This is a genomic window from Dactylosporangium cerinum (genome assembly GCF_042653625.1).
Lineage (GTDB): Bacteria > Actinomycetota > Actinomycetes > Mycobacteriales > Micromonosporaceae > Dactylosporangium > Dactylosporangium cerinum.
This window is the reverse complement of the sequence record NZ_JBHSIU010000046.1, coordinates 114,580-139,737: the sequence shown is the minus strand read 5'-3', so window position 1 is coordinate 139,737 and position 25,158 is coordinate 114,580. Positions and strand designations below refer to the sequence as shown.

Annotated in this window: 22 protein-coding genes; 11 read left to right on the top strand and 11 right to left on the bottom strand. The window is 72.0% G+C overall.

Annotation, left to right across the window (positions count from 1 at the left end):
* Positions 1-4 precede the first annotated feature (4 nt).
* Positions 5-769: a hypothetical protein gene (locus tag ACFPIJ_RS34420; RefSeq protein WP_380121453.1), complete on the top strand. Its 765-nt coding sequence runs from the start codon at positions 5-7 to the stop codon at positions 767-769.
* A gap of 55 nt (positions 770-824) precedes the next feature.
* Here the strand turns inward: ACFPIJ_RS34420 and ACFPIJ_RS34415 are convergent, their stop codons facing one another.
* Entirely contained in the window at positions 825-1,517 is a 693-nt protein-coding gene (locus ACFPIJ_RS34415) for a hypothetical protein (protein WP_380121451.1), read from the bottom strand.
* Between the two features lie 129 nt (positions 1,518-1,646).
* Complete coding sequence (locus tag ACFPIJ_RS34410) at positions 1,647-3,254, bottom strand: Hsp70 family protein (protein ID WP_380121449.1); 1,608 nt, start codon at positions 3,252-3,254, stop codon at positions 1,647-1,649.
* 126 nt (positions 3,255-3,380) lie between these two features.
* Here ACFPIJ_RS34410 and ACFPIJ_RS34405 point away from each other — a divergent pair, with 126 nt between their 5' ends.
* Genes ACFPIJ_RS34405 through ACFPIJ_RS34385 form a run of 5 tightly spaced genes read left to right on the top strand, consistent with a single transcriptional unit; the run spans position 3,381 to position 11,003 of the window.
* Positions 3,381-4,139, top strand: a complete 759-nt coding sequence (locus tag ACFPIJ_RS34405; RefSeq protein ID WP_380121448.1) for a glycerophosphodiester phosphodiesterase — start codon at positions 3,381-3,383, stop codon at positions 4,137-4,139.
* 13 nt (positions 4,140-4,152) lie between these two features.
* Positions 4,153-5,523, top strand: a complete 1,371-nt coding sequence (locus tag ACFPIJ_RS34400; RefSeq protein WP_380121445.1) for an MFS transporter — start codon at positions 4,153-4,155, stop codon at positions 5,521-5,523.
* A 46-nt stretch (positions 5,524-5,569) separates the two neighbouring features.
* A complete protein-coding gene (locus tag ACFPIJ_RS34395; RefSeq protein WP_380121443.1) occupies positions 5,570-8,557 on the top strand; it encodes an AfsR/SARP family transcriptional regulator in 2,988 nt (995 codons plus the stop codon).
* A gap of 11 nt (positions 8,558-8,568) precedes the next feature.
* Positions 8,569-9,312 carry a thymidine kinase gene (locus ACFPIJ_RS34390; RefSeq protein ID WP_380121441.1) on the top strand — a complete coding sequence of 248 codons (744 nt, stop codon included), beginning with the start codon at positions 8,569-8,571 and terminating at the stop codon, positions 9,310-9,312.
* A 29-nt stretch (positions 9,313-9,341) separates the two neighbouring features.
* A complete protein-coding gene (locus ACFPIJ_RS34385) occupies positions 9,342-11,003 on the top strand; it encodes an acyl-CoA dehydrogenase family protein (RefSeq protein WP_380121439.1) in 1,662 nt (553 codons plus the stop codon).
* Here the strand turns inward: ACFPIJ_RS34385 and ACFPIJ_RS34380 are convergent.
* The 3 genes from ACFPIJ_RS34380 to ACFPIJ_RS34370 are packed head-to-tail and all read right to left on the bottom strand — an operon-like array spanning position 10,996 to position 13,121.
* Positions 10,996-11,511: a GNAT family N-acetyltransferase gene (locus ACFPIJ_RS34380; protein WP_380121437.1), complete on the bottom strand. Its 516-nt coding sequence runs from the start codon at positions 11,509-11,511 to the stop codon at positions 10,996-10,998. The two genes, ACFPIJ_RS34385 and ACFPIJ_RS34380, sit on opposite strands and share 8 nt — an antisense overlap.
* Positions 11,508-12,467: a tyrosine-type recombinase/integrase gene (locus ACFPIJ_RS34375; RefSeq protein WP_380121434.1), complete on the bottom strand. Its 960-nt coding sequence runs from the start codon at positions 12,465-12,467 to the stop codon at positions 11,508-11,510. Before ACFPIJ_RS34375 ends, ACFPIJ_RS34380 begins: the two co-directional genes overlap by 4 nt.
* 12 nt (positions 12,468-12,479) lie before the next feature.
* The gene (locus ACFPIJ_RS34370; protein WP_380121432.1) at positions 12,480-13,121 is read right to left on the bottom strand and encodes a class I SAM-dependent methyltransferase; all 642 of its coding nucleotides are present in this window, start codon (positions 13,119-13,121) and stop codon (positions 12,480-12,482) included.
* Positions 13,122-13,295: 174 nt separating this feature from the next.
* Here ACFPIJ_RS34370 and ACFPIJ_RS34365 point away from each other — a divergent pair, with 174 nt between their 5' ends.
* From ACFPIJ_RS34365 to ACFPIJ_RS34355, 3 genes are read left to right on the top strand one after another with little or no spacing between them, the layout of a single operon-like run.
* A complete protein-coding gene (locus ACFPIJ_RS34365; protein WP_380121430.1) occupies positions 13,296-14,474 on the top strand; it encodes a winged helix DNA-binding domain-containing protein in 1,179 nt (392 codons plus the stop codon).
* A 10-nt stretch (positions 14,475-14,484) separates the two neighbouring features.
* Entirely contained in the window at positions 14,485-15,465 is a 981-nt protein-coding gene (locus ACFPIJ_RS34360; RefSeq protein ID WP_380121428.1) for an endonuclease/exonuclease/phosphatase family protein, read from the top strand.
* The gene (locus ACFPIJ_RS34355) at positions 15,462-17,420 is read left to right on the top strand and encodes an ATP-binding cassette domain-containing protein (protein ID WP_417323606.1); all 1,959 of its coding nucleotides are present in this window, start codon (positions 15,462-15,464) and stop codon (positions 17,418-17,420) included. Before ACFPIJ_RS34360 ends, ACFPIJ_RS34355 begins: the two co-directional genes overlap by 4 nt.
* 39 nt (positions 17,421-17,459) lie before the next feature.
* Here ACFPIJ_RS34355 and ACFPIJ_RS34350 read toward each other — a convergent pair whose 3' ends face one another.
* Positions 17,460-18,443 carry a helix-turn-helix transcriptional regulator gene (locus ACFPIJ_RS34350; RefSeq protein ID WP_380121424.1) on the bottom strand — a complete coding sequence of 328 codons (984 nt, stop codon included), beginning with the start codon at positions 18,441-18,443 and terminating at the stop codon, positions 17,460-17,462.
* A 111-nt stretch (positions 18,444-18,554) separates the two neighbouring features.
* Between ACFPIJ_RS34350 and ACFPIJ_RS34345 the strand changes: the two genes are divergently transcribed.
* Positions 18,555-19,013 (top strand): VOC family protein, encoded by a 459-nt coding sequence (locus ACFPIJ_RS34345; RefSeq protein ID WP_380121423.1) that lies wholly within the window; start codon positions 18,555-18,557, stop codon positions 19,011-19,013.
* 79 nt (positions 19,014-19,092) lie between these two features.
* On the opposite strand, the gene ACFPIJ_RS34340 is transcribed toward ACFPIJ_RS34345, so the two are convergent.
* The 4 genes from ACFPIJ_RS34340 to ACFPIJ_RS34325 all read right to left on the bottom strand — a co-directional run bounded on the left by ACFPIJ_RS34340 (position 19,093) and on the right by ACFPIJ_RS34325 (position 21,848).
* Positions 19,093-19,908, bottom strand: coding sequence for an alpha/beta fold hydrolase (locus ACFPIJ_RS34340; RefSeq protein WP_380121421.1), 816 nt, complete (start codon positions 19,906-19,908; stop codon positions 19,093-19,095).
* A gap of 91 nt (positions 19,909-19,999) precedes the next feature.
* On the bottom strand, positions 20,000-20,371 hold the full coding sequence (locus ACFPIJ_RS34335; RefSeq protein ID WP_380121419.1) for a nuclear transport factor 2 family protein: 372 nt from the start codon (positions 20,369-20,371) through the stop codon (positions 20,000-20,002).
* Between the two features lie 81 nt (positions 20,372-20,452).
* Positions 20,453-21,226: a dihydrodipicolinate synthase family protein gene (locus ACFPIJ_RS34330; protein WP_380121417.1), complete on the bottom strand. Its 774-nt coding sequence runs from the start codon at positions 21,224-21,226 to the stop codon at positions 20,453-20,455.
* A 286-nt stretch (positions 21,227-21,512) separates the two neighbouring features.
* Positions 21,513-21,848 carry a hypothetical protein gene (locus tag ACFPIJ_RS34325; protein ID WP_380121415.1) on the bottom strand — a complete coding sequence of 112 codons (336 nt, stop codon included), beginning with the start codon at positions 21,846-21,848 and terminating at the stop codon, positions 21,513-21,515.
* A 236-nt stretch (positions 21,849-22,084) separates the two neighbouring features.
* Between ACFPIJ_RS34325 and ACFPIJ_RS34320 the strand changes: the two genes are divergently transcribed.
* A complete protein-coding gene (locus ACFPIJ_RS34320; protein ID WP_380121412.1) occupies positions 22,085-23,548 on the top strand; it encodes an IucA/IucC family protein in 1,464 nt (487 codons plus the stop codon).
* A 368-nt stretch (positions 23,549-23,916) separates the two neighbouring features.
* Here ACFPIJ_RS34320 and ACFPIJ_RS34315 read toward each other — a convergent pair whose 3' ends face one another.
* Positions 23,917-25,155, bottom strand: a complete 1,239-nt coding sequence (locus tag ACFPIJ_RS34315) for a ferric iron reductase (RefSeq protein WP_380121411.1) — start codon at positions 25,153-25,155, stop codon at positions 23,917-23,919.
* Positions 25,156-25,158 lie beyond the last annotated feature (3 nt).

Below are 25,158 nucleotides of genomic sequence, written 5' to 3'. Positions count from 1 at the left end.
GATCATGGACGGGCACTGGGAATGGTCGGAGTCGGGGGACGAACCCGACACCGGTGACACCGCCGACCTCGGCGGCGACCCCGGCTACGGGCAGGGGTTCGAGCACGGCTTCGAGCCGGGACACACGTTCGACGGTCACGACGACTTCGGCGGCGGTGACGCGCTGGGCGGTGACCCGCACAGCGGCGGCGACGACCTGGAGGAGCCGCTCGGCACCGAACACGCCGCGGAGGCCTACGACCAGTCCGTCCATGACACCCACGACACCCACGACGGCCAGGACGGCCAGGACACGCACGACGGGTTCGCCACCGAGGACGGCGACCCGGCGCAGCACGCCGAGTTCGAACCCGTCACCGACCACACCGACCACACCGACCACACCGACCACACCGACATCGCCGACCACACGGACGATGTGGCCGCCGGTGGCACGGACGTGGACGCGGAGACGTTCGGCACCGACCCGGACCTCCGCGGCGACGACGGCTGGCCCGAGCACACGTTCCCCGAGGAGCTGCACCTGGACGGCCAGCCCGAACCCGTCGACGGGTTCCCGTGGAGCGACGCCGACGTCCTCGGCGGCCCCGACCACTCGTTGTCCGCGGCGTACGACCCGTCCGCGCACGCCGACCCGCCGAACCCGGCCGACCTCGCCGGTTACGACGGTGTCGACGTGCCGGCCGGCGCGGACCCGTGGAGCCTGCTGCTGGGCTCCGACGACCCGGCGACGAGCTCCCTCGCCGGGTTCTGGGCCCCGCACAACTAAGGAACACGCCATGGGCCCGGGGACGCGTCCCCGAGGCCCATGGCGTGTTCCGTGGCTACGTGGATCGTTCGAACGTCGTGGACGCGGTCGCGTCCGACAGCGAGGTCGCCGTCCAGCTGTTCCCGGCGCACTGGTACGGCATCGGGTTGTTCTGCGGGTTGACCTTCTCCGACGCGGCCCGGTAGGCGTCGACCAGGACCGAGATCTCCAGGTTCGTGGACACCAGCTCGAACAGGATCCGCCCGTTGGACGTCTTGAGTTTCCACTCGTGGCCGCCGGTGAACGTCAACGTGACCAGGCGCCCGTCGGTGGTCGAACCCTTGTACTCGGCGTCGTCGAACGTCTCGGTCGCCGCGCCCGTCGACGTGATCTTCCAGCGGCGGCCGTCGCCGGTGGTCTTGATCTGACCGACGGGTTTCCCGGCCCTGTCCAGGGTGCCGCTCAGGTCGAACCCGGCGCTGTACTTCGTCTGCCGCCAGTTGCCGATCAGGCACTCGTCGAACCCGCCGGCGCCGCCGGCGGCGCTCGTGGACGGTGACGCGGCGACCGCCGTCGTCTCCGGGCCCGCGACGGTGTCCTCGCCCCGCTGCCGCACGACCACCACGACGATGATCGCGGCGATCAGGACCCCGACCAGGGTCACACCCGCGACGAGCACGACCGGCAGGATCCCGCGCCGCCGCGGCGGCGGCTGATACGGCGCCTGATACGGCGGCTGGTACGGCGGTGGCGGGTTCCAGTTCGCCATCGGGCCTCCCCGTCCAACACGCGGACGACCCGCGCACGAGGGCACAGAATGGCATATTCGGCCGCGGCCCGCTGACCCGCGCACGGCCCGTCACGCGGTGCGTGACGGGCCGTGCGGTCCGGCAAAAGGTCAGCCGTTGAACGCGGTCAGCAGCAGGATCACGAACAGGACCGCGACCAGGACGAGCACGACGATGATGACGGCGACCCAGTTGCGCTCCCCCTCATCGGAGGTCTGCTGCGGCTGCGGCGCCGGCTGCGGCCGGGCGACCTGCGGCGGGAACGGTCCCGGCCGGGCCGGCTGCGCGACCGGCGCCGGCGACACCGGCGGACGGTACGGCTGCTGCTGGACCGGCGGCGGCTGCCGGACGAGCTGGACCGGCGGCGGGGCCTGCACGGGCGGCTGCTGCCGGACCATGTTGACCGGCTGCTGCTGGACCGGGGGTTGCTGCATCGGCGGCTGGACCGGTGGGGGCTGCCGGACGAGCTGCACCGGCGGCTGCTGCCGGACCATGTTGACCGGCTGCTGCACCGGGGGCCGCTGCTGCATCGGTGGCGGCTGGACCGGGCCGGGCCGGTTCATCGCCGGGGACACCGGCACCGCCGACACCGGCCGCTGCTGCGGCGGGGGCGGGGTGACGGTCCGCGGCATCCCGGACGCGCGGACCGGCGCCGACGGCGCGCCGATGCACAACGCGCCCTCCACGACGACCGTCTCCGGCTGCTCCAGGGTCGTCGGCGCCACCCCGAGCTCGGTGTGGATCAGGTGCGCGGCCAGGGGGATCCGGGACGAGCCACCGACGAGGAAGATCCCGACGAGGTCCTTCGGCTGCAGCCGGGCGGAGTCGATCGCCCGGCGCAGGCACGACACGGTCCGCTCCAGGTACGGCTTGACGAGCCCCTCGAGCTCTTCCCGGGTCAGGTGCGCGTCGACCTCGAGGGACGGCAGGTGGATGTCGGTCGACGCGGTCCGCGACAGCATCTCCTTCGCGCCGCGGACGTCCTCGTACAGCAGCCGCCGCTGCCGGCGGGCGTTCGCGTCGGACGGGTTCGCGATCGACGTCCACTTGTCGGCGTGGCTCTCGGAGTACACCTTGCCGAGGTGCTCGACGATCGCGTGGTCGAAGTCGAGGCCACCGACGTCGGCGAGGCCGTCCTCGGCGAGGACCTCGAACCCGGACTGGGTGCGCCGGACCACGGTCGCGTCGAACGTGCCGCCGCCGAGGTCGTAGATGGCGAGGCTGCGCCCGACCGGGACGGCGGAGCCGAGCACCGCGGTGAAGTACGACGCGGCGCCGACCGGCTCCGCGATCAGCCTGGGGGTGCCGAGCCCGGAGATGCGGGTCGCCTCGACCAGCAGCGACCGGCGCCGCTCACCCCACCGCGCCGGGTGGGTGAGCCGCACCTCGTCGGGTGCCGCGCCGAGCTGCCGGCGGGCCTCGGTGTTGACCAGCGACAGCACGTGCGCGAACAGCCGCGGCACCGGCATCGGGTGGTCACCGATGAACACCTCACCGTCGTCGATGCGACGTTTCGGGTTCGGTTCGAACCGGGCCGGGTCCAGCCGCGCGTTGCGCTCGGCGTCCCGCCCGACAAGAACCTTGCCGTCGGTGTTGAAGTACAGAGCAGAGGGCAGCAAGGGAGAACCGTCGAACAGCAGCGGCCGCATCCGTGAGTCCGGGGTCCGGATCATCGCGACCGTGTTCGACGTGCCGAAGTCGATGCCGAGCACGCGCATGTGCGTCACCCTACCTTTGCCGTTCCACACGCTGCGTCGCCCGGCAAGCCTTCCGGAGACTGCTGGACAGCTTCCGGTAACCCGCCGTTACGCAAACGCAGGCGAAGATCACTCCATACTGTCGGCGTGGCCTATCTTGACCTGCCAGGACCGTTGGGTTTCGCCCACCGTGGCGGCGCGGCGGCCGGTGACGAGAACACGACAGCGGCGTTCGCGCGTGCGGTCGAGCTCGGCTACCGGTACATCGAGACCGACACGCACGCCACCGCCGACGGTGTCGCGGTCGTCTTCCACGATGACACGCTGCAGCGGATGCTGGGGCGTCCGGGTCGGATGATCGACGTCCGGTTCGCGGACCTGCAGACGGTCCGGGTCGGCGGCGCCGCGGTCGTGCCCCGCCTCGACGAGGTCCTCGACGCGTGGCCCGACGTCCGGTTCAACATCGACTGCAAGACCGACGCGGCCGTCGGCCCGACCCTGGACGTCGTGGACCGGGCCGGCGCGCATGACCGGGTCCTGCTCGCGTCGTTCTCGTCCCGGCGGCTGGCCCGTATCCGCGCCCGGACCGGCCCGGCCGTGGCGACGTCGCTGGGCATGCGGGAGGTCGCCGCCCTCTACGCCGGGTCGCTGACCGGCCGGCCGGTGCAGGTCCCCGCCGGGGTCGTCGCGGTGCAGATCCCGCCCCGGTACGGGCGGCTCACCCTCGCCGGGCCCCGCCTCATCCGCTACGCGCACCGGCTGGGCCTGCACGTGCACCTGTGGACGATCGACGACGCCACCCAGATCGGGCACTTCCTGGACCTCGGCGTTGATGGCATCATGACCGATCACATCGAGGTGCTCCGCGACGTGTACGCCGCTCGCGGCATCTGGAACCCCGCCTAGGAAGGCCGCGCCCGTGTCCGCCGTCGAGGTGCCCGAAACACCGCAGCTCAGCACGAAACAGGAACGTGTCGGCTGGTACTTCTACGACTGGGCGAACTCGGCGTTCTCCACGACCGTCGTCACGGTGTTCCTCGGCCCCTACCTGACCTCGATCGCGGAGAAGGCCGCCGGCTGCGTCGATGACGCCTGCGACGACGCCGTCATCCACCCGCTCGGCATCGCGATCGCGCCCGGCGCCCTGTTCCCGTACACGGTGAGCCTGTCGGTGTTCCTGACCGTGTTCGTGCTGCCGGTCGTCGGCGCGGTCGCGGACCGTTCACCGCGCAAGAAGCAGCTCCTGGCCCTGTTCGCGTACCTCGGCGCGGCCGCGACCGCCGGGATGCTGTTCCTCACCGGCGACCGGTACCTGCTCGGCGCGGCCCTGTTCCTGGTCGCGAACATCTCCTTCGGCGCGTCCGTCGTCGTCTACAACTCGTTCCTGCCGCAGATCTCCTCCGAGGAGGACCGCGACCGGGTCTCCAGCTTCGGCTGGGCGTTCGGATACCTCGGCGGTGGCCTGCTGCTGCTGCTCAACGTCGTCGCCGTCCTCATGAAGGACAGCCTCGGCATGAGCACCGGCGAGGTCGCCCGCTACAGCATCGTGTCCGCGGGCCTGTGGTGGGCCGGGTTCACCACCATCCCCCTCATCCGGCTGCGCAACCGGCCCCTGCTGGAACCCCCCACCGCCGGCGTGAACCTGCTCACCGACGGGTTCCGGCAGCTGTGGCACACGCTGCGCTCGTTGAAGGCGTACCCGCTGACCCTGTTCTTCCTCGTCGCGTACCTCGTCTACAACGACGGTATCCAGACCGTGATCGCCCTGGCCAGCCAGTACGGCACGAAAGAACTCCAACTGGACGACGACGTGCTGGTCCCGACGATCCTCATGGTGCAGTTCCTCGCGTTCGCCGGGGCGCTGCTGCTGGGCTGGCTCGCGAAACGGTACGGGGCGTGGAAGACGCTGCTGGGCAGTCTCGTGCTGTGGACCGTGATCATCGTCATCGCGTACTTCCTGCCGGCGAAGGAGCCGCTGCTGTTCGTCGCGCTCGGCGGCGGCATCGGCCTGGTCCTCGGCGGCAGCCAGGCACTGTCACGGTCGCTGTTCTCGCAGCTGATCCCGAAGGGCCGCGAAGGCGAGTACTTCGGCATCTACGAGATCTCCGACAAGGGCACCAGCTGGCTCGGGCCGCTGCTGTTCGGCCTCGCCTACGACACCACCCGCAGCTACCGCGTCGCGATCATCTCGCTGCTGGTGTTCTTCGTCGTCGGGTTCGTCGCGCTGCTCGCGGTGCCGATCCGCAAGGCGATCGAACAGGCCGGCAACACCCCACCGGCCCGCCTGTAGCAACCGGTTGTAGCCACCACCACCCCCGCGGACTAGATTCGGCACCGTGCGTTACCGGCTGCTCGGTCCTCTCGCGGTCGACGTCGCCGGGCGGCCGGTCGAGATCGCCGCGGCCCGGGACCGGGTGCTGCTGGCGATGCTGCTGCTGCAGCCGAACCGGGTCGTCACCGTCGCCCGGCTCGTCGACGCCGTCTGGGGTGACCAGGCCCCGGCGACCGCCCGGGCGCAGCTGCACACGTGCGTGTCGCGGCTGCGCCGGCTGCTGCCGGACACGATCCGCACCGACACCGCCGGGTACCGCGCCGCCGTCGCCGACGACGAACTCGACACGCTCACCTTCGCCGCGCTCGTCACCGCCGGCCGGGCCGCCGCCGCCGGAGGGGACCTGCGCGGCGCCCGCGCGCAGCTGCGCACCGCCCTGGACCTGTGGCGCGGCCCGGCGCTCGCCGGCGTCGACAGCCCCGCCGCGCAGGCCCACGCGGTCGCCCTCGAGGAACGCCGCGACGCGGCCCTGGAGGACTGCGTCGACGTGGAGCTGCGTCTCGGCCTGCACGCGGAGCTGATCGGGCAGCTGACCGCCCTCGTCGAGCAGCACCCGCTGCGGGAACGGCTCACCGGGCAGTTGATGACGGCGTTGACCAGGGCCGGGCGGACCGCCGACGCGCTCGCCGTGTACCGGCGGCTGCGTGACGCCCTCGACGACGAGCTCGGCCTGCCCCCCGGCGAGCAGCTCCAACGCCTGCACCACGACCTGCTGCAACCACCCGCCGAACCACCCGCCGCCGCGTCGCCGCCGGCGGGTGCGGCGCGGCCGTGGACGCTGCCCAGGGACGTCGCGGACTACTCCGGCCGCGACGACCTCATCGCCGACCTGATCAACCCCGACGACGACCTGGACTCCGACTCGGACGAGGACTTAGGTGGGGTACCGGCGGTGCTCAGCATCGACGGGATGGCCGGCGTCGGCAAGACCAGCCTCGCCGTCCACGTCGCGCACCGCGTCGCCGGCCGCTACCCCGACGGACGGCTGTTCCTGGACCTGCGCGCGCACAGCGACCAGCCGCCGCTGCCGCCGCACGACGCCCTCGGTGTCCTCCTCGCCCACCTCGGGGTCCCGCCCGCCCGGGTCCCCGCCGACCCCGACGACCGCGTCGCCCGGTGGCGCAGCGAACTCGCCGGCCGCCGGGTCCTGCTCGTGCTCGACAACGCCGCCGACGCCGCGCAGGTCCTGCCGCTGCTGCCGGGGTCCTCGGCGTGCCTGGTCATCATCACCAGCCGCCGCCGCATCGCCGGCCTCGACGGGGTCCGCCCCGTGTCGCTGGACGTGCTGTCCGCCGTCGAGTCCCGCCGGTTGATCACCGCGGTCGTCGGGGCCCGCGCCGCCGCCGACCCGGCCGCGACCGCCGAGGTCGCCCGCCTCTGCGGGCACCTGCCCCTCGCGTTGCGGCTCGCCGCGGCGCGGCTCGCGCACCGCCCGTCGTGGAGCGTCGCCGACCTCGCCGACCGGCTGCGCCGCGCCCACCCCGCCGCCGTCGACCTCGCCGTGGACGGCCGGTCCCCGCAGGCCGCGTTCGAACTGTCCTACCGGCAGCTGCCGCCCGCCGCGCAGCGCCTGTTCCGGCTCCTCGGCGTGCACCCCGCCGGGGAACTGTCGATGCGGGTCGTCGCGGCCCTCGCCGACCTGCCCGCCGGCGACACCGACGCGCTGCTCGCGCAGCTCGTCGACGCGCACCTGCTCAACGAACCCGTCGCCGGCCGGTTCCGGCTGCACGACCTGCTCCGCGAATACGCCACCCACCTCGCCGGCACCGACCCCGAACACGACCCGGCGACCCGGCGGATGCTCGACTACTACCTGCAGGCGACCGCGGCGGCGACGAGGGTGTGGGAGAGCAACCGCGACCGGGACCCGGTCGACTTCACCGACGTCGGCCCGCACGTCCCCACGTTCACCGACATGATCGACACCCGGCGGTGGCTGGACCTGGAACTGGCCAACGTCGTCGCCGCCGCGCACCTCGCCGACCGGCTCGGCTGGCACCGGCACACCGTCCTGCTGCCCCGCGCCCTGTGGGGGTACCTGTTCCGCAACTCGATGAACGACGTGTCCCTGGACCTGCACCGCCGGGCCCTCGCCGCCGCCGAGGCCCTCCACGACGCGGACCTGATCGCGATGACCCACAACTACCTCGCGTCCGCGCACGCCCGCGGCGGTGACCTGACCTCCGCCGCCGCGCACCTGGCCCGGCTCGTCGCGCACCCCACGTGGGGGGTCCGGGCCCGGTCGAACCTCGCCTACGTGTACTTCAACGTCGGCCGGTTCGACGAGGCCCTGCACCTGCTGGAACGGTCCCTCATCGGCGACGGCGGCGACGGCTGGCACGTCAGCGTCCAGTGGGGCGCCCTCGCCGGGATGCTCCGCGCCGTCGGCCGCGTCCACGAGTCGACGCTCGTCGCGCAACGCATCATCGGCCACGGCCGCGCCGCCGGCCTGACCTGGCCCGCCGCGCTCGGCGCCGTCGAACTCGGCGCGTCCCGGGCCCGGCTCGGCCGGCACCGGCAGGCGGTCCTGCTGCTGTCGTGGGCGCGCCGGCAACTCGGCGGCGACGTCGGCCCCGCCGCCGAACTCGAGGCCCGCTGCTACCTCGGCGCCAGCCTCGTCGCCCTCGCCGCCACCGACGCCAGCACCGAACGGGGCCTGGACCTGCTGCGCACCGCCTACGAGGACGGTCAGCAGCTGGACCCGACCGTCGCCTGCCAGGCCGGCAACACCTACGGTGAGGCCCTAGCAGCGCTCGGCCGGCCCGCGGAGGGCAAACTCGTCCACGCGCAGGTCCTGGACCGGGCGATGCGCATCGGGCACCGCTACGAACAGGCCCGCGCCTACCACGGTCTCGGTGTCTGCACCGACGACCCGCGCCTGGCCCGCAAACGGCTGCGCACGGCGCTGGAACTGTTCGAGGCGATGGGCACCCCGGAACGTCACACCGTCCGCGCCCGCCTGAAGAACCTGGAACGCCTGGGCGACCAGTAGGCTGCCTCGTCGTGACGTCCTCCACCTCCTCCCTCGACGAAGACCCGAACGCCTGCGTCGCCGCCGGTGACAGCCGGCTACGACGCGGTGGCTCGCTGAAGTTCTTCTACGGTCCGATGGACTGCGGCAAGTCGACCCTCGCCCTGCAGATGGACTACAACCACGCCCGGCAGGGCCGCCGCGGCCTGGTCCTCACCACCATCGACCGGGCCGGGCCGGGCCGCCTGTCGACCCGGATCGGCCTCGGGAAGGAAGCCGTCGACGTCAGCGCCGACCTCGACATCCGCGGCCTCGTCCGGCAACGCTGGCAGCAGGGGATCCGGGTCGACTACCTCATCTGCGACGAGGCGAGCTTCTACACGGTCGCGCAGATCGAACAGCTCGCCGACCTCGTCGACACCTCCGACGTCGACGTGTACGCGTTCGGCCTCGCCACCGACTTCCGCACCAGCCTGTTCCCGGCCGCGCAGCGGCTGTTCGAACTCGCCGACGAGGTCACCCGCGTCCAGGTCGAGGTGCTGTGCTGGTGCGGCCGGCCGGGGCTGCTCAACGCCCGCGTCGTCAACGGCGGCATCGCCCGCGAAGGCGACCAGGTCGTCATCGGCGACACCGCCTCCTCCTCTGACTCCTCCGACTCCCCGCAGCAGGACCACACCGAACAGGACGTCCGCTACCAGGTGCTGTGCCGCCGCCACCACCGCGTCGGCGACCTCGGCCCGACCGCCCGGCAGGAGGGGCAGCTGCGGCTCGTCTAACCCCATTACCGGACGGTAACCTCCTGGGTATGAGCCGTTTCGTGCAGGACAGCCCGGCGTTGCGTGACCCGTACACCAGCGACTGGCAGCTGCGGGGCTGGCTGGAACGGCTCCTCGGACCCGACGGGCACGCCGCCGCCAAAGGACGCCTCGCCGCGCTGTCCGCCGACGTCCTCGGCCCGCTGCGGGCCGCGCACCACGACGCGGAGACCCACCCGCCGACCCTGACCCGGTTCGACCCGTGGGGCGCCCGCATCGAACGCGTCGACGTCTCCGCCGGCTGGGACACCCAACGCGCCGCCGCCGCCCGCCACGCCGTCGTCGCGCTGCCCTACCAGCGCGACGCCCACGACACGTGGGGACCCGGCACCCGCATCGTCCAGCACGCCCTGCTGCACCTGTGGGGGCCCGAGTCCGCGACGTTCTCCTGCCCCGTCGCCATGGCCGACGGCGCCGCCGCGCTCCTCGCCGCCACCGACCCGACGTCGCCGTGGCTGGCCCGGCTCACCTCCACCGACCCGGCCGTCGCCGTCACCAGCGGCCAGTGGATGACCGAATCGCAGGGCGGCTCCGACATCGCCGGGTCCACCACCACCGCCCGCCCCGGCCCCGACGGCACCTGGCTGCTCACCGGCGACAAATGGTTCTGCTCCGCGATCGACTCCGCGATGGCCGTCGCCCTGGCCCGCCCCGCCGGCGCCGGCCCCGGCAGCCGCAACCTCGCCCCGTTCCTCGTGCCCCGCTACACCAGCGACGGCGTCACCCCCGCCCCCGGCCTGCAGGTGCTGCGCCTCAAGGACAAACTCGGCACCCGCGCCGTCCCCACCGGCGAGGTCCGCCTCGACGACACCCCCGCCATCGCCGTCGGCGACGCAGGCGTCCCCGGCCTGGCCCGGATGATGACCCTCGTCGTCGTCACCCGCCTGCACAACGCGGCCGCCGCCGCCGGCGGGATGCGCCGAGGCCTGGAATACGCGCTCAGCCACGCCGCGAACCGCCGAGTGGCCGGCGGCGTCCTCGCCGACAACCCGCTGCACCGCGCCACCCTCGGCGGGCTCGCCGTCGACGCCGCCGGCGCCTACGCCCTCGCCGCGCACGCGTTCACCCTCCTCGGCGCCGACCCGACCGGCGACGAGCTGCGCCTCGTCGCGCCCCTGGCGAAACTCACCACCGGCCGGCTCGCCGTCGCCTCCGCCAGCGAATACCTCGAAGCGTTCGGCGGCGCCGGCTACGTCGAGGACACCGGCATCCCCCGCCTGCTCCGCGACGCGCAGGTCCTGCCGATCTGGGAAGGCACCACCAACGTCCTGTCCATCGACGTGCTCCGCGCCCTCGCCACCGGCGCCGGCGCCCGCCCGCTGCTGCACCGCGCCGAGATCGCCGCCGACGCCGCCGTCACCCGCCTGCCCGACGTCGCCGAAGCCGTCATCGCCGCCACCCGCCGCCTCGCCGTCGACGTCGAGACCGCCGCCGCCGACCCCCGCAACAGCCGCGTCGTCGCCGGCGCCCGCGAACTCGCGCTGCGCCTCGGCAACACCCTCACCGCCGCGCTGCTCCTCGAACACGCCGCCTGGGCCACCGACCGCGGCGACGACCGGCCCGCGCTGCTCGCGACGCTGTGGACGCTGCGCCGCCTCGGCGGCGCCGACGTGTCCGCGGACCTGCACACCCACTTCGATCAGCTCATCTGAGCCGGTCCCACACCATCCGCCACTTGTTGGGGGCACCGGCCAGCCGCGCCGGGTCCCCACCGACCCGGACCGTCTCCACGTACACCCCGCCGCGGGACCGGTAGAACCGCTGCGCCGCCGCGTTCTGCTCCAGGACCCACAGGTACAGCCGCTGATCCCGGGCCCGTTCCACGACCGCGTCGACGGCGGCGGCGTGCAGGGCCGTGCCGATCCCGGCGTGCCGCCGGCCGCTGGTCACGTGCAGGTTGTCCACCAGACTGCCCCACCGCTCGTCGTCGTCGAGGACCACGTGCACGAACCCGACGACTGCCTTCTGGTCTTCCGCGACCAACGTGGCCGTCGCGGAGCGGTCGGCGAACCGGGCCCGCCACACCGTGCGCCGGTCGTGCTCGAGGTCACCGTCGAGGTACGCGTCGGCGTACGCACCCCGGTAGTGCCGCCGCCAGCTGTCGGCGTGCAACGCCGCGATCGCGTCGACGTCGCCGTCCCCCGCCACCCGGATGATCATGCGGTGTTCCCCCTTCGGGCCCGGGCCGCCGCGATCGTGTACGCGGGATCCCGGTCCAGGTTGTGCCGGTCCCGGTCGTACCGGCGGGTCGTGCGCGGGTCGGCGTGCCCCATCGCGTCCTGCACGTCTTCGAGGGGGACCCCTTCGTCCCGCGCCGACGTCGCGAACGCGTGCCGCAGCGAATGCGGCGACAACCGCGCCCACGCCGGCACCCCGGCCTCCTTCGCCAGCCGCCGCACCAGCCGGAACACCGCGTGCCGGTCGACCCGCCCACCCGACGCCGTCGCGAACAGCGGCCCCGGCACGTCACCGCGGACCGCCAGATACACCTCCAGCGCCGCGACCACGTTCGGCGTCAACGCCCGCCGCCGCGGCTTGCCGCCCTTGCCGACGAACCGGACCGTGCGGTGCCCACGCTCGGTGCCGATGTCCGCGTGATCCAGCGCCACGACCTCACCGACCCGCAACCCCAGATCCGCCAGCAACGCCAGGATCGTCAGGTCCCGGGCCGCGGTCGGCCCCGCCTGCCGGGTCGCCGCGGCCAGGATCGCGTCGACCTCCGCACCGCTCAACCCGACCGTCGCCGACGTGTCCCGGTCGACCCGGGGCCGGTCCGCGCCACCGACCGGGTTCGCCGCCACCGCCTGCAACCGCAGCAGGAACGCATACCAGCTCGACAACGCCGACAGCTTCCGCGCCACGCTCGCCGGCGCCAGGACCCTCCCCGTCCGCACGTCCACAGTGGACTCAAGGTCCCGCGCATACGCGTTGACGTGCAGAAACGACGCCCGCAACGGATCGAGGTCCCGGCCGGCGCACCAGGCGAGGAACTGGTGCACGTCACGCCGGTACGCCGCCCGGGTGTGCGCCGACAACCGCCGGTTCGCCAGCCACGCGTCGGTGAAGTCACCGGACGCCGGCGTCAAAGCATGCTGGACGGGCTGCAAGGGGTGCATCGGTGCGACAGTTTAGAGAACCGGCCGCCACACGGTGGTCCGCTTCACCGGCGTGTCCTCCAGGGTCTGCGGCACCGGCACGTCATACACCGCGACCAGCCGCAGGTGCTCCTTCGGCAGATACGCCCGCCCCGGATCCCCGACCAGGCAGTCCGCGCCCCGTTTCGTGACCCGCCGCAGGAACTCCAGCACCTGCCCCGTCATCTCCCGGCTGTAGAACACGTCACCGGCGAGGACCACCTCGGCGTCGCCGCCGTCACCGGGCAGCACATCCTCCAGCCGCGCGTCGACGGTCACGTCGTTCACCGCCGCGTTCACCGCCATCGCCGTCACCGCGAGAGGGTCGATCTCCACCGCCGTCACCTGCGCCGCGCCGGCCTTCATCGCCGCGATCGCGACCAGCCCCGACCCGGCCGCCACATCCAGCACCCGCCGACCCCGCACCAGGTCCGGATTGTCCAGAATGTACCTGGCGAGGGCCTGCCCACCCGCCCACGCAAACGCCCAGAACGGCGGCGGCAACTGCACCCCACCGGCAAACTTCTCCGTGTACTGCCACAACTCGATCGCCTCATCAGCCAACCGCAACCGCACCTCCGGCACGAGCGGAACCGGAGACAGGCTGGTGTGCGCAAGAACGAATGCGGTGGACATCGGCTCGGACCCTATGTCACTCGTGCAGGCGACACCCCGCGGGGGCTGCCATCGGTACCGTCGAATCCATGGGGATCGGGCTCCTCTGGGTCATCCTCGGCACGGCAGTTGTCGTGCTGGTCATCATCACGCTCTACGTCGACTCGCTGCGCCGGTGACCATATCGTTGCACCGGTGATCAGCCCGCATATCAACGACACACAACGCCGCGCCAGACTCGCCTGGCGACACGGCCTCGCCACACCCTGCGCTCCCGGCCCCGACGCCGTCGCCGCCGACCTCGTCGCCCTGCACGCCACCGACGCCGCCACCGTGTACCTGTCCACCGCCGCCCGCCTCGCCACACCCACCGTCACCGACCTCGAAGACGCCCTCTACACCCGCCGCAGCCTGCTCCGCATGCTCGGGATGCGCCGCACCATGTTCGTCGTCCCCACCAGCACCGCCCCCACCATCCACGCCGCCGCAACCCGAGCCGTCGCCACCGAACAACGCCGGCTCCTCATCAAACACCTCCACCAATACGGCGCCGGCACCGCCGAATGGCTCGACACACTGCTCACCGACACCCTCACCGCACTACACGCCCGCGGCGGCGCCGCCACCGCCACGCAACTGTCCACCGACGTCCCCCGCCTCCGGACCACCTTGGACCTCCCGCAGGGCAGCCAGTACATCACCAGCCGCGTCCTGCTCCTGCTCGCCGCCGAAGGCCGCATCGTCCGCGGCCGCCCCAACGGCACCTGGACCAGCACCCAATACACCTGGCACCTCCTCGACGGATGGCTCCCCGGACCACTACCCGACCTCGACCCCTCGGCTGCCCGCGCCGCGCTCGCGCACGCCTGGCTGGCCCGGTACGGGCCCGGAACCATCGCCGACCTCAAGTGGTGGACCGGGTGGACCCTCACCCACACCCGCGCCGCCCTCGCCGCCCTCGACACCGTCACCGTCACCCTCGACGGCGGCGGCACCGGCATCGTCCTCGCCGACGACGTCGACGACGTCCCCACCCCACCACCATGGGTCGCGCTGCTCCCCGCACTCGACCCGACCGTGATGGGCTGGGCCGGCCGCGACTGGTACCTCGGACCGCACGCACCAGCACTGTTCGACCGGACCGGCAACCCCGGCCCGACCATCTGGGCCGACGGCCACATCATCGGCGGCTGGGCACACACCGACCGGGTCCTCGTCGAGTTCCTCCCACCCCAACCCCCCAGTCGGGTACAGGCAACCGTCCACCAGCACGCCGACCGGCTCACCGACTGGATCGGCGACATACGGGTGACCCCACGATTCCGGACCCCCCTGGAACGGCGGCTGACCGAAACTGTCACACCGAACGGGTAGGTTCGGCCGCATGGTGCTGTGGGGGGTCGCGGCAGTCCTGGCCGGATTCACACTGGTCCGGCTGACCGGGTCGGAGCGGGGCACACCGCTCGTGCAAATCATGGCGTTCACGCCCTACATCGCGCCGATCGCGCTGCTCGCAGCCGTCGCCGCGGCGATCGCGGGCGCGACCGGACCATGGCTGGTATGCATCCTGACGTGGGCGGCGCTGTCCGCGGTCGTGGTCCCGCGACTCCTCGCCACCCGCTCAGAAGAACGTCCCGGGGCGGTATTGCGGGTGATGACCGCCAACATCCTGTACGACCGCGGCGACATGGCAGCACTCGTCAAACAGGTGAAGATCGACGACGTCGACGTCCTCGCCGTGCAGGAACTCACCCCCGGCGCCCTCGACGCCCTCGACGCCGCCGGCGTCGACGGACTCCTGCCGTTCCGGGTCACCCACCCCGCCCGGCACGGCCACGGCTCAGGGCTCTTCAGCCGGCACCCGCTCACCCCGGCCGACGGCGACAAACCCGGCCTGGCCCGCCAGCACCCCTGCGGCATGCGGCAGGCCGGCGCAACGGTCCACGTGCCCGGCGCCGGCCCGGTCCGCATCGAATCCGTGCACCCGTGCGCACCCCGCCCCGGACACACCAACTGCTGGGCACGCGACCTCGCCGCGCAGCCACCCGCCGGCGGAGCCGTCCCACAGGTCCTCCTCGGCGACTTCAACGCCACCCTCGACCACGGCCCGCTCCGCCGCGTCCTGCGCACCGGCTACCGCGACGCCGCCGCCACCCGCGGCCGCGGCCTCGCCCCGACCTGGCCGTTCCAACGATGGCGGGGACAACGAACCGTGCCATGGGTCACCCTCGACCACATCCTCGCCGACCGGCGCATCGGCATCGGCGACACCGGCACCCGCACCGTGCCCGGCAGCGACCACCGCGCCGTCATCGCCGAACTCCACCTCACCAGCACCACCACCGCACCGCGCACCGAGGAGTGACCTTGTTCGAACCAGCCCCGACCCACATCACCATCACCGGCGCCAGGGAGAACAACCTCAAGAACATCACCGTCCAGATCCCCAAACACGCCATCACCGTCTTCACCGGCGTCTCCGGATCCGGCAAAACGTCACTCGTCTTCGACACCATCGCCGCCGAAGCCCAACGCCAACTCAACGACACCTTCACCGCCTTCGCCCGCACCCGCCTCCCCACCGCCGCACCACCCGACCTCGACCACATCGACAACCTCTCCGCCGCCGTCATCGTCGACCAGAAACGCCTCGGCGGCGGCCCCCGCTCCACCGTCGGCACCGCCACCGACATCAACGCCATCCTCCGGCTCCTCTACAGCCACGCCGGCCAACCCCACCTCGGCCCCGCCAACAGCTACTCCTTCAACCACCCCCACGGCATGTGCCCCGACTGCCACGGCACCGGCACCCAACCACACCACCCCGAAACCACCTGCCCCACCTGCCGCGGCACCCGCCTCAACACCGCCGCCCGCAACAGCCGCATCGACGGCTACGCCATCACCGACCTCACCGCCATGGAAACCACCGAACTCCTCGCCGTCCTACGCCTCTTCACCCACGAAACCGCCGCACCCATCGTCGGCACCCTCCGCCACCGCATCACCCACCTCATCGACATCGGCCTCGGCTACCTCACCCTCGACCGCCCCACCAACACCCTCTCCGGCGGCGAATCCCAACGCGTCAAAATGGTCCGCCACCTCAGCAGCGCCCTCGTCGAAATGCTCTACATCTTCGACGAACCCAGCATCGGCCTGCACGCCCACGACGTCGCCCGCCTCAACAACCTGCTCCGCAAACTCCGCGACAAAGGCAACACCGTCCTCGTCGTCGAACACGACCGCGACGTCATCACCATCGCCGACCACATCATCGACCTCGGCCCCGACGCCGGCACCCACGGCGGAGAAATCGTCTACGAAGGCACCCTCGAAGCCCTCCCCTACGCCCGCACCCACACCGGCCGGCACCTGCGCCACCGACTCCCCCTCAAAACCGACGTCCGCACCCCCACCGGCGCCCTCACCATCACCGACGCCAACACCAACAACCTCAAAAAACTCACCGTCGACATCCCCACCGGCATCCTCACCGTCATCACCGGCGTCGCCGGCTCCGGCAAAAGCACCCTCATCAACAACGCGTTCCTCACCCAGCACCCCACCGCCGTCGTCATCGACCAAACCCCCGTCAGCACCTCCACCCGCGCCAACCCAGCCACCTACACCGGCATCATGACCAGCATCCGCACCCTCTTCGCCAAAGCCAACAACGTCGCCCCCGGCCTCTTCAGCGCCAACTCCACCGGCGCCTGCCCCACCTGCCACGGCCTCGGCACCATCACCACCGACCTCACCCTCATCACCGGCCACACCACCACCTGCGACGAATGCCACGGCCGACGCTTCCGCCCCGAAGTCCTCCAACACCGGCTCCGCGGCAACACCATCGCCGACATCCTCGACATGACCACCGAAACCGCCGCCACCGTCTTCACCGAACCCAACATCCAACCCGTCCTGCGCGCCCTCAACGACGTCGGCCTGCACTACCTCACCCTCGGCCAACCACTGAGCACCCTGTCCGGCGGCGAATGCCAACGCCTCAAACTCGCCACCGAACTCCACAAGACCGGCACCGTCTACGTCATGGACGAACCCACCACCGGCCTGCACATGGCCGACATCCAGCACCTGCTCGACATCATCGAACGCCTCGTCGCCCGCACCAACACCGTCATCGTCATCGAACACAACCTCGACGTCATCAAGAACGCCGACTGGATCATCGACCTCGGCCCCGACGCCGGCACCGGCGGCGGCACCATCGTCTTCGAAGGCACCCCCGAACAACTCACCCACGCCACCGGCTCACACACCGCCGACGCCGTCCGCCGCGACCTGTCCCACGGGTAACCGGCTGTCAGGGTCGCTGGGCCGCTGTCAGGGTCGCGTTCAGCGGCGACGCGATCCGGCCACGGTCCGGGCGAACCGGTCGGCGAGCCGCGCGAACGCGTCGGTGAGCTCCTCCGGACCGACGACCTCGATGTCGGCGTCGAACCGGGCGGCGGCAGCAGCAAGACTCGGCCACGACCACGACCCGAACGTCAACCGGCAACGATCCGGGCCGATCTCCTCGACGACGCCGTCGCGGGTGTAGAGCGCCACAACCGCCGCCGGCAGATCGAGCACCACCGTGCCCCGGCACGGCCAGCTTCCCGACCCGTCACCAGAACCGCGGAACGTGCTGGTGACATAGGCGGCAACATCCCCTCCCGGCACCACCCGGGCAACAAAACGGGGACCATTGGGCGTGCGCAACGTGATCCGGTCCACCCGGAACGTGCGCCAGTCGCCACGGTCAAGATCCCAGGCGACGAGATACCAGCGACCGTCCCAGGTGATCACATGATGCGGCTCGACCCGGCGCGCAGGTCCGTCCCCGCTGCCGGACCCGTAGTCGAACCGCAGGATCTCCCGGGCGTGCACCGCGGCGCTCAACGCCACCAGCACGCCGCCGCCCACCGGCCCGGCCGGCCGAGATGCCGGCCGGTCAACCGCGGTGACCTGCAACGCGTTCACGCGGTGCCGTAACCGCGAGGGCAGGACCTGCCGGACGGTGTGCAACGCCCGCGCGGCCGCCTCGGCAAAACCACCACCGGGCGTGGTCGCGACGAGCTGCAGGGCGACGGTGAGCGCGACAGCCTGGTCATCGTCGAACAACAACGGCGGCAGCTCAGCGCCGGCGCCCAGCCGGTAACCGCCGTCCGGGCCCTTCCCCGCGACGATCGGATACCCGAGCTCACGGAGCCGATCGACGTCGCGGCGCACCGTGCGCAGGCTGACGTCCAGGCGCTCGGCCAACACCAACCCGGACCAGTCCCGGCGAGCCTGCAACAGCGACAGCAGGGCCAGCAGTCGCGCGGACGTTTTCGGCATGCACCCGATCCTGCCCGAAGTAGGTGCCACACCCTGTCACCCACCGCTGCGAATCTTGCTCCAAGCCGGTCCTGCCTCAAGCCGGTGTTGCTTTCAAGAAGGAGTCCCAACATGGCCATCACCACCACCCACCTGAACTTCCGCGGCACCGCACGCACGGCGCTGGAGTTCTACCAGTCGGTGTTCGGCGGTCACCTCACCGCCATCGCCTACCGCGACTTCGGCATGCCGACAGACCTCCCGGACGCCGACAACATCGTCTTCGGCCAGGTCACCGCCGACAACGGCTTCCGCATCATGGCCTACGACGTGCCCAGCCACGCCCCAGCCACGGCCGCACCGGCCACCACCAGCCGCGAGCACGGCATGACACTCACCAACCAGGGATTCTTCGTCTCCGTCCGCGGCGAAACCACCGAAGAGATCGCCGCGCTGTGGAACAAACTCGCCGACGGCGCCGACATCATCGAGCAGTACGGCCCGTCGCAGTGGACACCGGGCTTCGGCATGCTCACCGACCGCTTCGGCGTCACCTGGATCCTCGACGTCGCAGCCCCGCACGCCGGCTGAACCACCACACCGACCCGGCCTCGTGCAGACCGGCCGGGTCGGTGAGGTGGGTCATTGCCCCAGCACTGCTCAGCACTGCTCAGCCCGAAACCACCGCGGCCAGCTCGTGGAACGCGGCACGCACCCCGTCCGGACGCTCCACCCACGGGAAATGCGCCGCATCCTCGATCCAGCGGTGCAGCACATGATCACCCCGAAACCGGGGCTCATCCCACAACGACTGCGCGACGACCCGGTCCCGCACCCCACTGACGATCAGCGTCGGCAACTGCGCCGGCCACCACCGCGACGCGTACGTGCTGTCGAAATTCCGCGCCGACCAGTCGACCGCAGCCGCGTTGCACGGCATCCGGGCCAACAGCTCCGTGCCGGCCGCCACCCCCGCCGGCGTGAAGTTCCACGGCGCCGCCGCCATCGTGACCAGCCGCAGATGCTCATCCGTCGGATCAGCCTCGTACACCGCACCGGCCGCCTCGACCGCCGGCAACGGATACTCCTGCGTCATCTCCACGAACGACGTCATCCACCCCGCATGCGGCGCCGAACTGACCAGCACCAGCCCCGCCAGCAGCGGCTCCAGCTCCGGCACCGACAGCAGATACATGCCACCCGTCGAATGCCCGACGAACACCACCCGCGGCAACGCCTCCGCCGCCTCGACCAGAACCCCCGGCCACCCCGCGAACGGATCACCACCGACCACATTCGAACCGTCGCCCGGCAGGTCGACCAGCCACGTCACACCCGCAACACCGACCGCGTCCGCCAGACCCTGCAAACTCTCCGACCCGATCCCCGGCCCACCGGGCAGCAACAGCCAGTTCAGGTCACCGGGCCGCTCCGCCACCGGCCGCAGCCGCACCCCGGACGCCGTCCGGAACTCATCCACCGTCACGGCACGGCATCCTCCACCCCGCCGGCACGCCACGCCACGCGGTTTCCGGCTCTTCGGGGCGCTTCGGGGCGCTTCGGGGCGCTTCGGGGTCTCAGATCGCCGGGCGGTAGAAGAACGTCCGGCGCCGCGCCACCCGACCGTCACGAACCTCGAACCAGTCCGCGAAGATCTCATTCAACGGCACCCCGGAATGCGACATCCCCTCGAACCGGCCCCAGACGAACCCCTGCCCGCCGGACTCCACCCACCGGTCCACCGCATGCCGCCCCGACGCCACGATGCACCGCCGCCGGTAGAACGCCACGAACGCGTCCACCCCTTCGATCGGCGGACAACCCGGACGGTGATACACCACGTCATCCGTGACCAGATCCACCAGGTCACCCCAGTCGCGCCGATCGATCACCGCCAACATCGACGAGATCAACCCCGACCGCTCCGCCACCAGCGCGTCGTCACCCATACATCCATGGAAATCCGCCGACCACCCCCGGTCAACACACCGCGACGGCTTCTTACACCCCGAAACCGGACCGTAACCCCGTCACCCCATCCGCGCCGCCGTCGACGTGCCGAACCGCTCCGCAACCAGACGCTTCAACCCATGCGGAAACCCCGTCCTCGCCGCCACATGCGGACCCGCCAACCGCAACTGCGCCGCCGCGTCACCCTCCCACGCCGCCACACAGTCCTCCACCGCCACATTCGCCACCGCCAGGATCGCCCCCGCCGCACCCAACATCCCCGCCGTCGACACCAACGCCGAAGAACCCACGTACACCGCGCCGTCCCACTCCGTCAGCAACCGCAACAACCGCTCCACATCACCCGTCGAGTCCTTCACCCCCACCACCGGCAACGACGGCAACACCTCCACCGGCACCGCACCACCCGCCACCGCCGGAAAGTGATACGCCAGCACCGGCCGCCCATCCGCCGCCGACGCCACCCGCTCGTAGAACACCCGCAGATCCCCGGCCCGCCGCGGCGGCGCCACCAGCACCGCATCCGCACCCACCGCCACCGACGCCGCCGCCAACTCCGCCGCCGGACCCGCCCACGCACCACCCGCACCCGCGATCACCGGCACCCCGGGACACGCCTGCCGCACCGCCGACACCAACGCCACCCGCTCACCATCACCCAACGCGTCCGCCTCACCGGTCGACCCCGCCACCAGGACCGCCCGCACACCGGACGCGACGAGGCGCTCCGCGTGCCGGGCCGTGCCCGCGACATCCACCGACCCGTCCGCCTCGAACAGCGTCACCAGCGCCACCGCGACACCCCGCCACAACGGATTCCGCTCCAGAGTCATACCAGAACCCTAAGCTGGGACCCGGGTGCGCAGGCCGTCGGCGTGCCAGCGCACCCACCCACACATGAAGGCGCCGCCGACCGGTCCGGTCGGCGGCGCACGTCTCATGAGGGGCGAGCACCCCACCGCATCCTGACCCGCTCACGGCCGGCCGTCTCACGCGCCACCCACTGCGCCATCAACGGCACCGTCGTCGCGGACGCGGCACCTCGAACACCGGACATCGTCGTCGCCACCAGGTCACCTACACCCGGCACCACGGCACGCCCAACCCCGGCGGGCGCTGCTACACGGTGACGTCGACGTGCTCCACCGCGGTCACGTCCGTCGCCTTCTCCGCGTCCACCTCCGGCTGCGCGGCGGTCCGCGACGCGGCGAACGCCATGATGAACGACCACGGCGGCATCCCGCCGACGTTCGTCACCGCGCCGGTCGGCGACAGGTGATAGCCGGTCAACCCTGAGATGGCCGCCCGGTCGCCGGGTGTCAGCTGGCTGAGCACCTGCTGCGACCCGGGCAGCCCACCTTTCGGGGGCGGCGCGACCGGCTCGACCGCCGGCGTGTTCGTCGTCTTGTTCTGCGCAGCGGCGTGCGTCGCCGGCGACAGCTGTCGAATCTCCATGGGGTGCCTCCCGAAGCGTCCGTGCTTCAAAGCTGATCCTCGCGTACATCACAGCATTTCCGCAGGTGAACGGGCAGCCCGGCGACCGAAGGTACATGTCTGCCCGAACGGCTGACGCGATTCCCACCCGCCCCGAACGGACCTTTCGCCCCGCCCTCCCCTGTCGGAGACAGGGGTTTCAAAGGCGTGCCGTCAGGCACGTCGTCTAAGGCGTCCTAGGATGCTAGGATTCGACTGTGAACCCGCTGCTGGCACCCGACGAACAAGCGACCCTGCAAGCACTCCGACGCGTGGGCGTGCAGCTGGTCAGCAGCTTCACGCTGGCCCTGCCGAAGGCCCGCGCCGGGGTGCTGCGCCGGCTGTGGGGCGCCCTGTGGCGCGAAGGCGTCGTCGACACCCGCCGCCTCGGCACACCCGCACCGACGCTGTTCGGCGACGGTCTGAGGGCGGTCGTCGCCGACGGCGTCACGCACACCCACCCCGCCCGCCTCCTGGAGGCGCTGCACCCCACCGGTCACGCCGACCGCCTCGTGCGGGAGCTGGACAACAGCGTCGCCAACCTCGCCCTGGGCCTCGCCGCCGCGGACCTGGGCGGCGAGGGCCACCGCCACAGCGACCTGGTCGCCCTCGAGCAATCCATCGTGGACGGACATCCGCTGCACCCGTGCTGCCGCACCAGGATCGGGATGAGCACCACCGACGTGCTCGCATACGCACCGGAGCACCATCCGCTGGTCCGGCTGCGCGTCGTGGAGGTCGACCCCGGCCGCTGGCGGACCACCGGGGCACCCCGCCGGCCGCTGCTGCCCGTCCACCCGTGGCAGCTGGAGCGGGCCCTCGCCACCGGCCTCGTCCGCGACACCGGCCGCGACCTGCCCGCCCGGCCGCTCATGTCGCTGCGGACCCTCGCCCCGCTCGACACCCCCGACCAGCACATCAAAACCGCCGTCGAGATCCAGATGACCAGCGCCGTGCGGACCCTGTCCGCGGCGGCCGTGCACAACGGCCCCCTCGCCTCCGACCTCGTCGCCACCCTCGCCGCACGCACCCACGGCCTGCGCATCCTGCGCGAGACCACCGCCGCCACCGTCCTGGACACTCACGGCGACCCCCAGCGCACCCTCGGCGCCGTCTGGCGGCAGGCACCACCGCCCGGCGCGTTCGTCCTCCCGCTCGCCCTCCTGCCGCACCGGCCGGACCTGCTCACCCCGGCGTTCTTCGGCCAGCTCGTCCGGCTGCTCCTGCCCGCCCTGTTCGACCTGCTGCGCGACGGCGTCGCCCTCGAGGCACACGGCCAGAACACCCTCGTTGAGATCCGCAACGGACGCCCGGACACCATCTGGTATCGCGACCTCGGCGGCCTGCACGTCCACCCGGGGCGGCTCGCCCGCGCCGGCCTGCCGATGCCGCCACTGATCGGGGCCCTGCCCACCCACGACGAGGACGAGTTACGCACCAAGCTGTTCGCCGCCGCCCTGTCCACGGTGCTGACCGAGCTCGTGCACGCCCTCGGCGGCGAGCGGCATGCGGAAGCCGCCTGGGACGTGGTCGCCACGACCATCCGCGACACCGTCACCGACAACGACGACCGCAAGGCCTGTTTCGCCGACACGTGGCCGTTGAAGGCCACCACGGCGATGCGCCTCGCCGACGACCCGCTGCAGGACCTGTGGTGCCAGATCCCCAACCCGCTGCGCTGACCCGACAAACACCGCGCCACACCGCCATCGGCAACGGCGGTGCCGATGGCAGCGGGCAGCGCCGCGCCGCCCGCGCTATCGAGGCGCCGCGAGGCCGGCCGGGCCGGAAGGTGCACCACGTCGGGCGGGGCCACGGATTCGACGCTCCCGGGGCCGTGGGCCAAGCCCATGGGCGCAGTCGGCGACGTCCATGGTCTCCGTGTGCACCCGCACGGCACAGCACGGCGGTCGCGGTCTGCGTCCCCGAGGCACCGTGCCGTGCCCTGGGTCCCGCGGGTGGCGTCCGGGCGCCGTGGGCGACACCCGGACGCGGGGGCCTGAGCCGCACAACCGACGGACGCACCTGGCCGGCCACGATGCGGGCGGGGTCAGCGCCAGTCGGGGCGTTCGCCGGTGTCGATCAGCTTCCAGTCGTTGTTGTCGTACAGGACGTTGTCGTAGTAGAAGACCGTCGGCGGGAGCAGGTCCTGTGCCGTGAAGGCGGCCCGGGCGGCTGCGTGCAGCGACGACGGCCGCACGCCCCACCGGTCCTCGGCGAGCGCCGCCACGTAGGACAGGGCGTGGTGGCCCATGAAGCTGTCGTAGGTGAGGCTGAACACCTCGTCCGCGGCCATCGGCACGTCGCGTGGGATCACGTTCGCGGGTGGCAGCGGCCCGGTCAGGCCCAGCCCGGCGCGACGGGCCGCGTCGACGTAGATCGCGCAGTCGCGGTACAGGATCCGGGTCTCACGGCGGTGGGCGTCGAAGGCGAACAGCGTGTTCTGCCCGTGCGTCTCCAGGGGACAGCCGGTGTCGCGGGCCACCGACGCCCACAGCTGCACCATCGGCACCACGATCCGCGAGGCGACAAACGCCGTCGGGTCCTCGTCGAAGGCGTCGACGAGTTGCTCCAGCAGGGTGGGGTCAGACGGGTGGTGCAGGTCGCGGCCGTACAGGGCGAACAGCGGCACCGTCCACGCCGGTGCGGGGGTGAGGGGGCGGGCGGCACGCAGCAGGAAACCCCAGGCGTCGGACCCGGAGCCCAAACCGGAGCCCAAACCGGAGCCAAAACCGGAGTCCGGACTGGAACCCGCGTCGAACCAGCCGCCGCCGACCTCCGGCAGCACCGGCGCGCCGACGCGCACGAGCTCGTCCGACACCCACAGTTGCAGCTCGATCACCGGCTTGCGCAGGCGGCGGGTGAAGCGGGACAGGCGGCGCGGGTAGTGCAGCTTCACGAAGTGCGGGTCGACCGGGGTGCCGTCGATCGCGGTGACGAAGACGGTGCGGGCGTTCGCGGTCGGCACGGCGGTGAGGGTCGGGCCCTGCGGCGAGGCCAGCAACGAGGAGAGGCCCACGAGGCCGGGGGCGTCCAGCGCGTTCGGGTGCACGGGCAGCAGCCCCCGGTACAGTTCCGGTAGCGGCGACTGCACAACCGGTGAGGCGACGTGCACGCTGCCCGGGACCTGGAACGTCGGCAGCTGGAACGTCGGCGTGCCCCGCTGTGGGTGGAAGGCGTCGTCGATGTCGAGGTCGCCGGCGTAGGGGCTGTAGGTCCGGGTCCCGACACCGAGATACCGTTCCGCGTACTGCCAAAGGGTGATCGGGTCACTGGAGTCGAGCTGCATCGC